We start from the raw sequence: 14,613 nt of genomic DNA, 5'->3' as shown, positions 1-14,613 counted from the left end.
AAGGAAATCATCATGACCAGCTTTATCAACACCCCTCACCCCGACCATCACCACGGCGCCGACCGCATGGAGGCCCTGATGGACGCCGCCCAGCAGGTTCCGCGCAATGTGTCGGGCAAGCGCGGCGTGGTGCTGCTGCTGGGCTCCGCCGTGGCGGCGGCGGTGGCTGCGGTGGCTTATGAAGTCATGGACAGCACGGATGAAAGCCACTTGCTGATGATCTGGATGGCGCTGTGGATCGCGCTGTTCGCGCTGCTGGCCTTCTTCGCCGGCACCCTGCGCGCCGCCGGTCAGCGCATCAGCAGCAGCCTCGACGACTGGTCGCGCAGCATCGCCGAAGCCCGCGCCGACCAGCGCCTGTGGGCCATCGCCCGGCAGGACGACCGCGTGATGGCCGACCTGCAGTGCGCGATGTCGCGCAGCGAGGCGAATGTCACCACGGATTCGGTCGCACCCACCCAGGCCCTGAAGGCCGAGCGCGCAACGAAGTCGCGCAGCTATTCCATGCAGCGCGCCTACGAGCGTCACTACTTTTGAACGAATAGTTTTCCAAACGCCGCCGCTCAGTCGGCGGCCATGAAAAAAGCCACCTGGTCAGGTGGCTTTTTTGCGTCGTGCTGTCGTTTGCACGCCACGACCTGCCCGTGCAACAGGCCAGTGCGGTTCATGCGCTGGCCTGTTACACGGGCTCTTTCTTCAGGCCGCCAGGCGGCGCTCGATCTCGGCCTTGGTGTCGCCCAGTTCCTTGGGCAGGTGGTAGGCCAGCTGCTTGAACAGCTCGGCATGCAGTTCCAGCTCTTTCTGCCAGGCGGCCTTGTCGATGCTGGTGACGGTGTTGAACTGCTCGGCGCTGAAGTCCAGGCCGGTCCAGTTCAGGTCTTCATAGCTCGGGCTGACGCCGGTCACATGGTCCTCGCCCTGGCCCTTGCCTTCGATGCGGTCGATCATCCAGGCCAGCACGCGCATGTTCTCGCCGTAGCCGGGCCAGACGAACTTGCCGTCGGCGCCCTTGCGGAACCAGTTGGTGGTGTAGATTTTCGGCAGCGTGGCGCCGGAAGCGGCCAGCTTTTCGCCCAGGTCGAGCCAGTGCTGGAAGTAGTCGCTCATGTTGTAGCCCATGAAGGGCAGCATGGCGAACGGGTCGCGGCGCACCACGCCGGCTTGGCCGGCGGCGGCGGCGGTGGTTTCGCTGCCCATGGTCGCGGCCATGTACACGCCTTCGACCCAGCTGCGCGCCTCGGTCACCAGCGGCACGGTGGTCGAGCGGCGGCCGCCGAAGATGAAGGCGTCAATCGCCACGCCTTTCGGGTCGTCCCAGGCGCTGTCGAGCGCCGGGTTGTTGGTGGCAGCGACGGTGAAGCGCGAATTGGGGTGCGCGGCCTTGGCGCCGGTTTCCCTGGCGATTTGCGGCGTCCAGTCCTTGCCTTGCCAGTCGATCAGGTGCGCGGGCAGTGCCTTGCCGGGCGCGTCCTGCTCCATGCCTTCCCACCACACATCGCCGTCGTCGGTCAGCGCGACGTTGGTGAAAATCGTGTTGCCGCGAACGCTCAGCATGCAGTTCGGGTTGGTCAGCATGTTGGTGCCGGGGGCCACGCCAAAGTAGCCGGCTTCGGGGTTGATGGCGTAGAGCTTGCCGTCGGCGGCGGGCTTGATCCAGGCGATGTCGTCGCCAATGGTGGTGACCTTCCAGCCGTCAAAGCCGGCAGGCGGCACCAGCATCGAGAAGTTGGTCTTGCCGCAGGCGCTCGGAAACGCCGCCGCCACATGGTATTTTTTGCCAGCTGGATTGGTCACGCCCAGGATCAGCATGTGCTCGGCCAGCCAGCCTTCGTCGCGGCCCATGTTGGACGCGATGCGCAGCGCAAAGCATTTCTTGCCCAGCAGCGCATTGCCGCCATAGCCCGAGCCGTAGGACCAGATTTCGCGCGTTTCGGGGTAATGCACGATGTACTTGGTGGTGTTGCACGGCCAGGCCACGTCCTGTTGGCCTTCGGCCAGCGGCGCGCCGACGGTGTGCACGCAGGGAACGAAGTTGCCTTCGGCGCCGAGCACGTCGAACACCGCCTTGCCCATGCGCGTCATGATCTTCATGTTGACGGCCACGTACGGGCTGTCGGACAGCTCGATGCCGATGTGTGCAATCGGCGAGCCCAGCGGACCCATGCTGAACGGCACGACGTACATCGTGCGGCCCTTCATGCAGCCGTCGAACAGCGGCTGCAGCGTTGCGCGCATCTCGCTGGGTTCCATCCAGTTGTTGGTCGGGCCGGCGTTTTCCTTCAACGCCGAGCAGATGTAGGTGCGGTCCTCGACGCGGGCCACGTCGCTCGGGTCGGAGCAGGCCAGGAAACTGTTCGGACGCTTGGCTTCATTGAGTTTTTTGAAGGTGCCGGCGTCCACCAGCTGCTGGCACAGGCCCTGGTATTCGGCGTCGCTGCCGTCGCACCAGTACACGGCGTCGGGCTTGCACAGGAGCGCCATGTCGGCGACCCAGGCAATCAGTCTTGCGTTCTTGACGTAGGCGGGCGTATTGATTTCAAGCCCTTGCATGCTAGGTTGGTTCATCGAAAAAAACTCCAAAGTAAAAAAGCGGGATTTCGATAAACGTCAGGCAACGGCGCGGTTGACAACTGCGGTGGCGTGCGGACGTTTGTCGGGATGCGGCTTTGTGCTGCTTCACCACGGGTTGGCCAGAGAGCCATTTTAGGAACATCGGCTTCGGTTACCACCGGGTTACACGCAAAAGTTATGCAAAACAAACATGAGGTTATGTTTGATTAACCTCAAAAGGTTGCCCTTCATCGCGACGGCAGGAGCAGTCAGGCTGACAGAAAAACTATTTTTTTGATAGCTATAAGTGCAAGCTGGTAAAGCGAAAAAGGCTGATTTGGCCTTGTTTTTGGTTCAGCTGGGAAGTTCAACGGTGCTTGACAGCGCCACGCCCGGCGGCGCTTCGTAATCCGCCACCATCCAGGCGCGGCCGGCGTGGCGCGCCGCCTCGGCCAGCAAGTCCAGCAAATAGTCGATGGACGGCCGGTCCAGCGCCATGAAGGGCTGGTCGAGCAGGGTGAGCGGCGCGCTTGCCGCCAGCGCGGCGGCGATCAGCACCTTGCGCCGGGTGCCGCTGGACATCATGTAAAGCGCCTTGTCCAGATGCGGCGCCAGGCTCAGCCCGGCAATGTGTAACTGCAGCGCTTGCGGATTCCAGCCGGCGTGGTGCGCCGGCATGGCGGCAAAGATTTCGCGGGCGGTTTGCAGGTCGCGTGCGCCATCGCGCGGGTCCAGCCAGGCGACCTGCCGCCGGTAGGCGGACGGGTCTTGCGCCAGGCAAGCGCCGTGGAGCTCAAACTGGCCCTGCAGCGTATTCGCGGGCACGGCACCGGCCAGCAAGCGGAGCAGCATGGTTTTTCCGCTGCCTTCGCCGCCGCCCAGCCAGGTCACCCCGGGCGACAGCACAAAGGACAGGCGGTCAAACAGCAGCGGCGCGGGCAGCGGCGAATGGCTGAAGACCAGGCCTTGCACCCTCAAAATAGTCGTTTCCGGATGCATCATGCGAGCCCTTTCAATTTCTGCCGGGTGTCTGCCGCTCTGGCGGCCAAGCCTGTTGGCGGCCAGGTTTTCCCTGCCTGCGCGCCTTGCCAACAAAAAAAGTCCGCACGCGGCGGACTTTTTCAGCAGGCATGGCAGCGGCAAGGCCGGATCAAGCCATGGACACGGCGATGAAGGCCAGCAGGAAAATCAGCACGCCGCCGACGATGGGCAGCACGAAGGGAATCATCGGGACAATGGCGTCAACCGCGTCCTGCTCTTCGGCGGGCGTCGGGCTGCTGTGGGCGGCGTTGGTGGTGTGTTCGGCTGAAGGGTTCATGAGGGCTCCTGGAATGCTGGGTAAACTGCCGCAAGTTTACCTTCTTGGCATGGCCGGGCGCTTCTTGCGGCCTTCGGCAATTGCGCTAACCTTAAGGCATGCAGATGTCCGTATCCCCCACCATGAATTTTTCCACCCGCCTTTTGCCGCTCGCGGCCATTGCGCTGCTGGGGCTGGCCGGCTGCGCCAGCAGCGGCGAGGGCAGCGCCTCGGCCAGGCCGGTGCTCTACCCCAATGCCACGCTCAGCCGCGTCGGCGATGCGCAGGGCCGGATGGAAGTGAACGCCTGCCTGTCGCGCGCGCAGGCATCGGGCCTGAGTCCGACGCAAAACACCAACGAAGTGGGGCGCCGCGCCGGCGAAGGCGCGGCCACGGCCGGCGTGGCGTCGGTGGTCGGCGCCTTGATCACCGGCCGGGGCAGCGAAGGCGTGTTGCGCGCCGGCGCGGCGGGCGCGGCCATCGGCGGCTCGGCCGGCGCCGTGTCGGGCGCTTTCCACAACGACCGGCCCAATGGCGTCTACCGCAGCTTCGTGCAGCGCTGCCTGAGTGAAAAAGGCTTTGACGTCATCGGCTGGAACTGAGCGGCGCGCCATGCCGCAGCTTCTTTCGGTTCAGGTGGGAACGGCGCGCCGCATCAAAATCGGCGAGCGCAGCATCCTGAGCGCCTACGGCAAACAGCCGGTGGCTGGCGCCGTGCCGGTGCTGCCGCTGGGCCTGCTGGGCGACGAGCAGGCCGACCTGTCGATTCACGGCGGGCTGGAAAAAGCCGTCTATGCCTATCCGTCGGAGCATTACGCCTATTGGCAGGCGGCCCGGCGGCAAGCCGGGCTGGGCGACATCGACGACAGCCTGCCCCCCGGCAGCCTGGGTGAAAACCTGACGCTTGAAGGCCTGCTGGAAACCGGCGTCTGGGCCGGCGACGTGCTGAGGTTTCCCGGCTGCGAGCTGCGCGTGACGCTGCCGCGCGAGCCCTGCTACAAATTCAATGCCGCGATGGACTTTGGCCGCGCGTCAAAACTGATGGCGCAGACCGGCTTTTGCGGCTTTTATCTGGCGGTGCAAACGCCCGGAACGCTGCGCGCCGGCGACTCGTTTGAAGTCATCGCGGGCCGGCGCGGCGTCGGCATTCCGGCGCTGTTTGCCGCCAAGCTGTCCAAGCATTTGCGCTGATGGCGCCGTTTGTCAGTGCCCCACAGCCCTGCGCCAAGCCAGAGCGACTTCACGCTGACGGGCAAGCGGATGGTTTTCTCGACAGGCATTGTCTGCGCGCAAGAGCTCACCGCAAGCGATCCAGTGCGGGCAGCGGAAGCGCGGTCTTGTAGCGCACCTGCTTGAGGGCGAAGCTCGAACGGATCTTGTCGATGCCCGGAATCGGCGTGAGCTGCTCGACGATGAACTGCTCCAGCGCGGCAATGTCGGCGATCGCCACGCGGATCAGGTAGTCGCTGTCGCCGCTCATCAAATAGCATTCCATGACCTCGTCGTGCTCGGCAATGCGCCGCTCGAACTCGGCCAGCGCCGCCTTGCTCTGGCTCTTGAGGCTGATGGAAATAAAGACGTTCAGCCCCAGCCCCAAGGCTGCCGCGCTGGTCAGCGCCACATAGCGTTCGATCACGCCGGCGGCCTTCAGCGCCTTGACCCGGGCCAGGCAGGGCGAGGGCGACAGGTGGACCTGCCGGGCCAGTTCGATATTGCTCAGGCCGCCATCGCGCTGCAAAGCGTCAATAATTCGGTAATCTATCAAATCAAGCATAAAACTCATATTTTTTGTCATATTACGGCATATTATGCCGCTGACACGGGTAAATACCGCCTTGCTTCAGCAGCCTGTGCTGTCGCGATGTGCGTAAAGTCAACTAGATGAATTTGCCCACGCAACATCCATCGCCTTCAGCGAAACAGGTGGACGCCGATCCCCAGGAAACCGCCGAATGGCAAGACAGCTTCACCGCCATGCTGGCGGCGCAGGGGCCGGTTCGCGCCCGGTATCTGCTGCAGGCGCTCGTCCGGCAGGCACGCGCCCTGCGCGTCGGCTGGGTGCCCGAGCTGTCAACCCCGTATGTCAATACCCTGTCGGTGGACCAGCAAGCCGCGTTTCCCGGCGACCTGGCCATCGAGGAGCATCTGGCTTCGCTGATGCGCTGGAACGCCCTTGCCATGGTGGCGCGGGCCAACCAGGCCGAATCGGGCGGCTCCAGTGAACTGGGCGGGCACATCGCCAGCTATGCCAGCGCAGCGGACCTGTTCGAGGTCGGCTTCAACCATTTCTTTCATGCGCGCGACCAGCGGCCAGGCGCCACGCACCGGGGCGACCTGGTGTTTTTCCAGCCGCACAGTGCGCCCGGCGTGTACGCCCGCGCCTTCCTGGAAGGGCGCTTGAGCGAACAAGACCTGGGCTACTACCGCCAGGAACTGACCAGCCCGGCCGCCACCACCGGCAGCGGCGCGCGCGGCCTGTGCAGCTATCCGCATCCCTACCTGATGCCCGACTTCTGGCAGTTTCCTACCGGCTCGATGGGCATCGGGCCGATCAGCTCGATCTACCATGCGCGCTTCATGCGCTACCTGACGCACCGCCAGCTGCTCGACTGCGCGGCCCGCAAGGTCTGGGGCGTGTTCGGCGACGGCGAGATGGACGAGCCTGAAAGCATGAGCGCGCTGACGCTGGCCGCCCGGGAGGGGCTCGACAACCTGGTCTGGGTCGTCAACTGCAACCTGCAGCGGCTCGACGGCCCGGTGCGCGGCAACGGCCGCATCATCGACGAGCTGGAAAAGCTGTTCCTCGGCGCCGGCTGGAACGTCATCAAGCTCGTCTGGGGCAGCGACTGGGACGGCCTGTTCGCCCGCGATACGGCCGGCGCGCTGGCCCAGGCCTTTTCCCACACGGTCGATGGCCAGATGCAGACCTTCGCGGCCAAGGACGGCCGCTTCAACCGCGAGAATTTTTTCGGCCAGAACCCGGAACTGGCCCGCCTGGCGCAGGGCATGACCGACGAGCAGATCGACCGCCTCAAGCGCGGCGGTCACGACCTGGTCAAGATCCATGCCGCTTATGCGGCAGCGGCTGCGCACCAGGGCCAGCCGACGGTGATCCTGGCGCATACCAAAAAAGGCTATGGCATGGGCAAGGCCGGGCAGGGCAAGATGACCACCCACAGCCAGAAAAAGCTCGACGGCAACGAACTGATCGAGTTCAGGAACCGCTTCAACCTGCCGCTGAGCGACGCGCAGGCCACCTCGCTGTCTTTTTACAAGCCACCGGAAGGCAGCCCTGAAATGGCGTACCTGCATGCGCGCCGCCAAGCATTGGGCGGCTACCTGCCCCGGCGCGACACCGACTGCGCCGCCTTGCCGGTGCCGCCGCTGGCGCAGTACGCCACCTTTGCGCTGCAGCCCGGCGGCAAGGACATGAGCACCACCATGGCTTTCGTGCGCATGCTGGGCGGCTTGCTGAAAGACCCGGTGCTTGGCCCGCGCATCGTGCCCATTGTGGCCGACGAGGCGCGCACCTTCGGCATGGCCAACCTGTTCAAGCAGGTAGGCATTTATTCCAGCGTCGGGCAGTGCTACGCGCCCGAGGACATTGGCTCGGTGCTGAGCTACCGCGAAGCCCTGGACGGCCAGATTCTGGAAGAAGGCATCAGCGAGGCCGGCGCCATTGCCAGCTGGACGGCCGCCGCCACCAGCTACAGCGTGCATGGCCTGGCGATGCTGCCGTTCTACATCTACTACTCCATGTTCGGCTTTCAGCGCGTGGGCGACCAGATCTGGGCGGCCGCCGACCAGCGCACGCGCGGCTTCCTGCTGGGCGCCACGTCGGGCCGAACCACGCTGGGCGGCGAAGGGCTGCAGCACCAGGATGGCAGCAGCCACCTGATCGCCGCCACCATTCCCAATTGCAGGGCCTACGACCCGGCTTTCGCCGGCGAGATGGCGGTGATCGTGGACCACGGCATGCGCGAGATGCTGATCGGGCAGAAGGATGTTTTTTACTACCTGACGCTGATGAACGAGAACTATGCCCAGCCCGACCTGCCGGCCGGGGTGCATGCGCAGGTGATTGCTGGTTGCTATGAGTTTGGTAGCTACAAACCCAATGCAGATGTGCGAAAAAGCATTGAAAAGCTTGAAAATGTGACGCTGATGGGCTCTGGCGCGATCCTGACCGAGGTCATCAAGGCGGCCCAGGCGCTGGCGGCGCGCGGCGTGGCGGTGCGGGTGCTGAGCGTCACCAGCTGGAGCGAACTGGCGCGCCAGGCGCAGGCCAGTACCGCGCCAGCGCCGGGCGATGCGGATACCGGCAGCTTTCAGCCTGCGACCGCCTTCATCACCGCGCAACTGGCCCGTACCCAGGGGCCCATCGTGGCGGCCACCGACTATGTGCGGGCGGTGCCCGAAAGCATCCGGGCCTATCTGCCGCCCGGACGCAGCTATGTCACCCTGGGGACTGATGGCTTCGGCCGCAGCGACACGCGGGCCGCCTTGCGCCGATTTTTCTCGGTGGATGCGGCCAGCATCGAACGGACGGCATGGCGCGCGCTGCAGGGTAGCCACTGAACACGGGCAGGCGCAAGCCGCAGTTCAATCTAAAAAAAAAGAAAGAGACATCCGTGATCCATCTGCGAAACGTGCACAAGAGCTACACCGTCAAGGACAAGGTCATTCCGGCCCTGAACGGCATTGACCTGTCCATCGTGCGGGGCGAGATTTTCGGGGTCATCGGCCATTCGGGCGCCGGCAAGTCCACCCTGATCCGGCTCATCAACCTGCTGGAGCGCCCGACCGAAGGCGACATCACTGTCGATGGCGAGGCGATCCTGCACTACGACACGCTCGCGCTGCGCAATTTCCGCCGCAACATCGGCATGATCTTTCAGCACTTCAACCTGCTGTCGTCCAAGACCGTGGCGGAAAACGTGTCCTTTCCGATCCGCATCGCGGGCGAGCGCGACACCGCCAGGATCGACGCCCGGGTGGACCAGATGCTCGAACTGGTCGGCCTGGCCCGTCACAAGCACAAGTACCCCAAGCAGCTGTCCGGCGGGGAAAAGCAGCGCGTCGGCATTGCCCGCGCGCTGGCCAACCAGCCGAAAATCCTGCTGTGCGATGAAGCGACCAGCGCGCTGGATCCGCAGACCACCCGGTCCATCCTGCAATTGCTGCGGGAAATCAATGAAAAGCTGGGCCTGACGATCGTGCTCATCACGCACGAGATGGACGTGATCCGCACCATCTGCGACCGGGTCGCGGTGATCGACGGCGGAAAAATCGTCGAGAGCGGGCCGGTCACGCAGGTGTTCCTGCATCCCGCGCATCCCACCACGCGCAATTTCGTGCTGGAAGCCGAAAACGCGAGCGAAGACGACGGGCTGGGCGCCCTCGGCCAGGACAGCAGCGCCCTGGTGCGGCGCCTGACGTTCATGGGCGACGCCATGGCGCAACCAGTGTTCACCCAGGCGGCGCGGGAATGCGGCGTGGATTTCCTGATCCTGAACGGGCGCTTTGGCACCATCAAGGCCACGCCCTGCGGGCAGCTGACGGTGTCGGTGCGCGGAGACAAGGGCAAGGCCCTGGCCGCCCTGCGCCAGTTGTCCGATGCGGGTGTGGTGGTTGAGGAGAACTTTTGATGACCGAATTCCTGCAAGGCCTGCTGTCCGGCGGCGTGGACTGGAAAGACATTGGCTGGGCTTCCATCGACACCCTGCTGATGCTCGCCGGCGCCCTGTCGCTGACGCTGGCGCTCGGGCTGCCGCTGGGCATCGTGCTGTTCCTGACCAGTCCCCGCAAGCTGCTCGCTTCGCCCAGGACCTATGCATCCCTCTCCTTCGGCGTGAACATCCTGCGCTCGCTGCCTTTCGTCATCTTGCTGATTGCGATGATTCCGCTGACGGTGCTGCTGACGGGCACCTCGCTCGGCGTGGCCGGCGCGATTCCGCCGCTGGTGGTCGGCGGCACGCCGTTTTTTGCCCGGCTGGTGGAAACCGCGCTGCGCGAGGTGGACCACGGCATCATCGAGGCCAGCCAGGCCATGGGCGCCAGCGTGCGGCAGATCGTGATGGGCGCGCTGCTGCCCGAAGCATTGCCCGGCATCATCGCCGCGGCCACCGTGACCGCCATTGCGCTGGTGTCGTATACCGCCTTGTCGGGCGTGGTGGGCGGCGGCGGGCTGGGCGACCTGGCCATCCGCTACGGCTACCAGCGCTTCCAGCTGAACGTGATGTTCGTCACCATCATTTTGCTGCTCATCCTGGTGCAGGTGCTGCAGACGGTGGGCAACCGCCTGGTCATTCACTTCAGTCGTTGAAGTCCTTGAAGTCCTTTTGTGTCGGTTCTTTTTACCTTGGGAAAATCATGAAAAAGCTATTGATCGCGCTGCTGCTGGGTTCCTCGCTGATGGCGCATGCCGCCGACAAGCTGGTGGTGGGCGCCAGCCCGACGCCGCATGCCGAATTGCTGGAGCACCTCAAGCCGATGCTTGCCAAGGAGGGCGTCGAGCTCGACATCAAGGTCTACACCGACTACGTCCAGCCCAATGTGCAGCTCGTTGAAAAGCGCATCGACGCCAACTTTTTCCAGCACAAGCCCTACATGGACGAATTCAACCGCAGCCGGGGCGCCTCGCTGCAGTCGGTGGCCGACGTGCTGATCGCCCCGTTCGGCGCCTATTCGAAGAAGATCACCAACATGGCCGACCTCAGGGATGGCGCGGTGGTGGCGATTCCGAACGACGCGGTCAACGGCGGACGGGCGCTGCAGCTGCTCGACCAGGCCAAGGTCATCAAGCTGGTGGATGCCAAGAACAACATGGCGACCGAAAAGGACATTGCGCAAAATCCGAAGAACATCAAGATCAAGCAGCTTGAGGCACCGATGCTGCCGCGCGTGCTGGGCGAGGTCGACCTGGCCATCATCAACACCACCTTCGCGCTCGAAGCCAAGCTGAGCCCGAGCAAGGACGCGCTGGCGCTGGAAAGCGGCCAGTCCAACTACGTCAACCTGCTGGCGGCCCGCGCCGACAACAAGGACAGCCCGGCCATGAAGAAACTGGTGGCGGCCTTGCAGTCGCCCGAATCGAAAAAATTCATCCTGGAGCGCTTCAAGGGCAACCTGGTCCCTGCCTTCTGACTCATTTTCCGCGCAACCCTTCTTTTGAAAAGCAACCCTGGACCATCATGAAATCTGGAAAAAAATACAAGTTCGAAACCCTGGCCGTGCATGCGGGGCATTCCGTGGACGCCAGCACCGGCGCGGTGACCGAGGCCATTCACCTGTCGACCACCTTCGAGCGCGATGCCGACGGGGGCTATTCGCGCGGCTTCCTGTATTCGCGCAACCACAACCCGAACCGCAATGCCCTGGAAGCCGCGCTGGCGGCGCTCGAAGGCGGCGCGGGCGGCGCGGCTTTCGGTTCGGGCCTGGCGGCGGTGACGGCCGTCTTCCAGGGCCTGGCGCCCGGCGACCATGTCATCGCGCCCGTCGACATCTACCACGGCACGGCCAATGTGCTCAAGCACCTGTTCGCCAAGTGGGGTGTCACCGCGTCGTTCATCGACATGACCAACCTTGACACCATCCGCAGTGCGTTGACGCCGCAGACCAAGATCATCTGGATCGAAACCCCGTCCAACCCGCTGCTGCAATGCGTGGACATCACCGCGATTGCCGAGATTGCCCATGCGCACGGCGCCCGCGCCATTGCCGACAACACCTTTGCCAGCCCGGTGCTGCAGCAGCCGCTGGCGCTGGGCTGCGACATGGTGATGCATGCGACCACCAAATACCTTGGCGGACGCAGCGACGTGCTGGGCGGCGCGGTCGTGACCCGGGCGGACGACGCGCATTTCGCCCAGTTGCGCACGGCCCAGCTGTTCGGGGGCGCCGTGCCGTCGCCCTTTGACTGCTGGCTGGTCATGCGCAGCCTGCCGACCCTGCCCTACCGCATGCAGGCGCACTGCGCCAATGCGAAAAAGGTCGCCGAGTTCCTGCAGCAGCATGACCAGGTCAGCGTGGTGCATTACCCCGGGCTCGAAGGCAACGCCTTCCATGCGGTAGCGGCCCGGCAGATGTCCGGCTTTGGCGGCATGCTGTCGTTCGAGGTCAAGGGCGGCAAGGACGCTGCCATGGCGCTGGCGGCGAACGTGGAAATTTTCACCCGCGCCACCAGCCTGGGCGGCGTGGAAAGCCTGATCGAGCACCGTGCCTCCATCGAAGGCCCCGAGAGCAAGACGCCGCAGGGGCTGCTGCGGGTGTCGGTCGGCCTGGAAAATGCCGATGACCTGATCGACGACCTCGCCTCGGCGCTGACCCACGCTGCATGAACCCGGGGAAATGGGCCGTCGGCCTGATCGTGCTGGCCCAGTGGCTGGGCACCTCGCTGTGGTTCAGCCCGAACAGCGCCGCCGACGACCTGATGGCGGCCTGGCAGATCGGGCCGGCCCAGTTCGCCTGGCTGATTGCCGCCACCCAGGCCGGCTTCATTGCCGGCACGCTCTGGCTGGCCTGGTCCGGCTGGGCCGACCGGTATTCGACCAGCCGCATTTTTGCCATGGCCTGCATCGCCGGTGCTGTGGTGAATGCCGGGTTTTCCGGCGGCTGGACTGGTTTCGGCTCGGGCCTGGCGTTTCGCTTCGCGGTCGGCGTCTGCCTGGCGGGCATCTACCCGCTGGGCATGAAGATGATCGTCGGCTGGGTCGGCGCCAGGTCCGGCTCCGCCCTCGGCCTGCTGGTGGGCATGCTGACGCTGGGCACCGCCTTGCCCCACGGCGTACGCGCGCTGGGCGCCAGCCTGCCGTGGCAAAGCGTGGTCCAGGTGTCGTCTTTGCTGGCAGTGGCCGGGGCCGCGCTGGTCTACTTTCTGGGCGATGGTCCTTACCTGAAAAAAAGCGCGGGACCGCGCGGCGGTTCCTTCGGCCGGGCCTTTGGGGTGTTCAGGATTGCGGATTTCCGGGCGGCCGCCCTGGGCTACTTCGGCCACATGTGGGAGCTGTATGCGTTCTGGGCGGTGCTGCCCTGGCTGGCCGCGCAGTGGCTGCTCGATGCCCGGCAATGGCATCCCGCCATGCCGGGTTCGGTGGCGGCCATCAGCTTTCTCGGCATTGCCGCCGGATTTCTGGGCTGCGTTCTGGGCGGGCGCCTGAGCTTGCGGGTTGGCAGCGTGCCGGTGGCGGCGTGCGCCCTGCTGGCGTCGGGCCTGCTGTGCCTGGTCTATCCGCTGCTCGGCCCGGACTGGCTGCTGACGCGCCTGCTGGTGCTGCTGGCCTGGGGGTTTTTCGTGGTGGCCGATTCGCCGCAGTTTTCCTCACTGTCGGCCCGCAGCTGTCCGCCGCAGTCGGTGGGCAGTGCGCTGGCGATTCAAAATTCCATCGGATTTTCGATCACCATCGTCAGCATCACCGTGCTGCTGAACTTCATCGACGTGCTGGGCAGCAAGGCCTTGTGGATCTTGCTGCCCGGGCCGGCACTGGGCCTGCTGGGCATGTGGCCGCTGGTCAAGAAAACGCTGTCGGCCCACCGGGGCGGCAGCACAGGGGTTGGCAATCAATGAGGACACACACCATGAACGACATGACCGGCTCCGTGACGGAAATTTCCAGGCGCTACCAGGACTACATGGTGGGTTTGCGGCGCACGCTGCATGCAGCGCCCGAGCTGTCCTTCCAGGAGCAGGGCACCTCGCAACTGGTGCAGCGCGAACTGGCCGCCATGGGCATCGCCTATGAGGTGGTTGGCGACCACGGGGTGGTCGCGTCGATCGAGGGCACCAGCACCGGCCAGATGGTCGCCCTGCGGGCCGACATGGACGCCTTGCCCATCCATGAAAAAAACGAGCACCTGGACTACTGCTCGCAAACACCGGGCGTCATGCATGCCTGCGGTCACGATGGCCACGTGGCCATGCTGCTGGGCGCGGCCCGGGTGTTCCAGCACCTCAAGGGCACGATGAACGGCACGGTCAAGCTGTGCTTTCAGCAGGCCGAAGAGCGCGGCGGCGGTACGGCCGAGATTCTCAGGGCGCTGGCGCCGTTTCCTGTCAAGAGCGCCTTTGCCATTCACCTCTGGTCGGAGATCGAAACCGGCAAGGTGTCGGTGCAGGCCGGCCCGCGCATGGCCGCCGGCGACAATTTTGAAATCGTGGTGACCGGCGTGGGCTGCCACGGCGCCAATCCGCATCGCGGCATCGACCCGATCGTGGTGGCGTCTTCCATCGTGATGAATGTCTCGCACCTGATGGCGCGCGAGATCGACCCGACGCATGCGGCCGCGCTGACCTTCGGCAAACTGCACAGCGGCGAGGCGGCCAACGTCATTCCCGACCGGGCGGTGCTGGCCGGCACCCTGCGGACCACCGACCCGGCGGACCAGGCGTATTTGCAGGCGGCCCTGCGCCGGGTGGTGCAAAGCACCGCCACGGCCCTGCGCGCCACCGCTGAGATCAGCATCCGGCGCGGCGGCCCCCTGCTGACCAATGACGCCCGCTGCAGTGAGTTGGCCGCGCAAACGGTGCATGAGCTGTTCGGTGCGGGGCCGCTGATCCAGTTTCCATCGCTGATGGTGTCGGAGAATTTCGGCGACTTCCTGGAGGTGTATCCGGGGCTGATGGCGCTCATCGGCGCGCGCAATGCGCAAACCGGCGCCTGTTTCCCGCACCACCATCCGCAGTTCAACATCGACGAAGACGTTCTCTACATGGGGGCGGCGCTGCATGTGGGCTATGCCTTGAACTGCTTCAAGTCGCTGTAATTCCA

14 protein-coding genes are annotated in these 14,613 nt (G+C 64.8%); 10 read left to right on the top strand and 4 right to left on the bottom strand.

Annotated elements, in window-relative coordinates; all coding sequences use genetic code 11:
- Nucleotides 1-12 precede the first annotated feature (12 nt).
- Nucleotides 13-537 (top strand): hypothetical protein, encoded by a 525-nt coding sequence (locus EC86_RS0115750; protein ID WP_029526708.1) that lies wholly within the window; start codon nt 13-15, stop codon nt 535-537.
- A 159-nt stretch (nt 538-696) separates the two neighbouring features.
- Here EC86_RS0115750 and EC86_RS0115740 read toward each other — a convergent pair whose 3' ends face one another.
- The 3 genes from EC86_RS0115740 to EC86_RS29515 form a co-directional block, all read right to left on the bottom strand.
- Complete coding sequence (locus EC86_RS0115740; RefSeq protein ID WP_029526707.1) at nt 697-2,565, bottom strand: phosphoenolpyruvate carboxykinase (GTP); 1,869 nt, start codon at nt 2,563-2,565, stop codon at nt 697-699.
- A gap of 339 nt (nt 2,566-2,904) precedes the next feature.
- Entirely contained in the window at nt 2,905-3,552 is a 648-nt protein-coding gene (locus EC86_RS0115735) for an ABC transporter ATP-binding protein (protein ID WP_232229913.1), read from the bottom strand.
- 148 nt (nt 3,553-3,700) lie between these two features.
- Entirely contained in the window at nt 3,701-3,868 is a 168-nt protein-coding gene (locus EC86_RS29515) for a hypothetical protein (RefSeq protein ID WP_198026802.1), read from the bottom strand.
- Nucleotides 3,869-3,972: 104 nt separating this feature from the next.
- On the opposite strand from EC86_RS29515, the gene EC86_RS0115725 reads away from it, so the two are divergent.
- Nucleotides 3,973-4,449 carry a glycine zipper family protein gene (locus EC86_RS0115725; RefSeq protein ID WP_232229912.1) on the top strand — a complete coding sequence of 159 codons (477 nt, stop codon included), beginning with the start codon at nt 3,973-3,975 and terminating at the stop codon, nt 4,447-4,449.
- Between the two features lie 10 nt (nt 4,450-4,459).
- Nucleotides 4,460-5,038, top strand: coding sequence for an MOSC domain-containing protein (locus EC86_RS0115720; RefSeq protein WP_029526704.1), 579 nt, complete (start codon nt 4,460-4,462; stop codon nt 5,036-5,038).
- A gap of 106 nt (nt 5,039-5,144) precedes the next feature.
- Here the strand turns inward: EC86_RS0115720 and EC86_RS0115715 are convergent, their stop codons facing one another.
- Nucleotides 5,145-5,630, bottom strand: coding sequence for an Lrp/AsnC family transcriptional regulator (locus tag EC86_RS0115715; RefSeq protein WP_269635725.1), 486 nt, complete (start codon nt 5,628-5,630; stop codon nt 5,145-5,147).
- 98 nt (nt 5,631-5,728) lie between these two features.
- Between EC86_RS0115715 and mdeB the strand changes: the two genes are divergently transcribed.
- The 7 genes from mdeB to EC86_RS0115680 are packed head-to-tail and all read left to right on the top strand — an operon-like array spanning nt 5,729 to nt 14,608.
- On the top strand, nt 5,729-8,425 hold the full coding sequence (gene mdeB / locus EC86_RS0115710) for an alpha-ketoglutarate dehydrogenase (protein WP_029526702.1): 2,697 nt from the start codon (nt 5,729-5,731) through the stop codon (nt 8,423-8,425).
- A 53-nt stretch (nt 8,426-8,478) separates the two neighbouring features.
- Nucleotides 8,479-9,495 carry a methionine ABC transporter ATP-binding protein gene (locus tag EC86_RS0115705; RefSeq protein ID WP_029526700.1) on the top strand — a complete coding sequence of 339 codons (1,017 nt, stop codon included), beginning with the start codon at nt 8,479-8,481 and terminating at the stop codon, nt 9,493-9,495.
- Nucleotides 9,495-10,172 carry a methionine ABC transporter permease gene (locus EC86_RS0115700; RefSeq protein ID WP_029526699.1) on the top strand — a complete coding sequence of 226 codons (678 nt, stop codon included), beginning with the start codon at nt 9,495-9,497 and terminating at the stop codon, nt 10,170-10,172. The genes EC86_RS0115705 and EC86_RS0115700 overlap by 1 nt, the downstream gene beginning before the upstream one ends.
- A 47-nt stretch (nt 10,173-10,219) precedes the next feature.
- Nucleotides 10,220-10,993: a MetQ/NlpA family ABC transporter substrate-binding protein gene (locus EC86_RS0115695; protein WP_029526697.1), complete on the top strand. Its 774-nt coding sequence runs from the start codon at nt 10,220-10,222 to the stop codon at nt 10,991-10,993.
- A gap of 47 nt (nt 10,994-11,040) precedes the next feature.
- Nucleotides 11,041-12,186 (top strand): trans-sulfuration enzyme family protein, encoded by a 1,146-nt coding sequence (locus EC86_RS0115690; protein WP_029526696.1) that lies wholly within the window; start codon nt 11,041-11,043, stop codon nt 12,184-12,186.
- Nucleotides 12,183-13,412 carry an MFS transporter gene (locus tag EC86_RS0115685; protein WP_051675972.1) on the top strand — a complete coding sequence of 410 codons (1,230 nt, stop codon included), beginning with the start codon at nt 12,183-12,185 and terminating at the stop codon, nt 13,410-13,412. Before EC86_RS0115690 ends, EC86_RS0115685 begins: the two co-directional genes overlap by 4 nt.
- An 11-nt stretch (nt 13,413-13,423) precedes the next feature.
- Nucleotides 13,424-14,608, top strand: coding sequence for a M20 metallopeptidase family protein (locus EC86_RS0115680; RefSeq protein ID WP_029526694.1), 1,185 nt, complete (start codon nt 13,424-13,426; stop codon nt 14,606-14,608).
- The last annotated feature ends 5 nt before the right edge of the window (nt 14,609-14,613 follow it).

Origin of the sequence: Polaromonas glacialis, assembly GCF_000709345.1 — a bacterium.
Lineage (GTDB): Bacteria > Pseudomonadota > Gammaproteobacteria > Burkholderiales > Burkholderiaceae_C > Polaromonas > Polaromonas glacialis.
The sequence above is the reverse complement of the archived record's forward strand: the minus strand, read 5'-3'. Positions and strand labels throughout refer to the sequence as shown.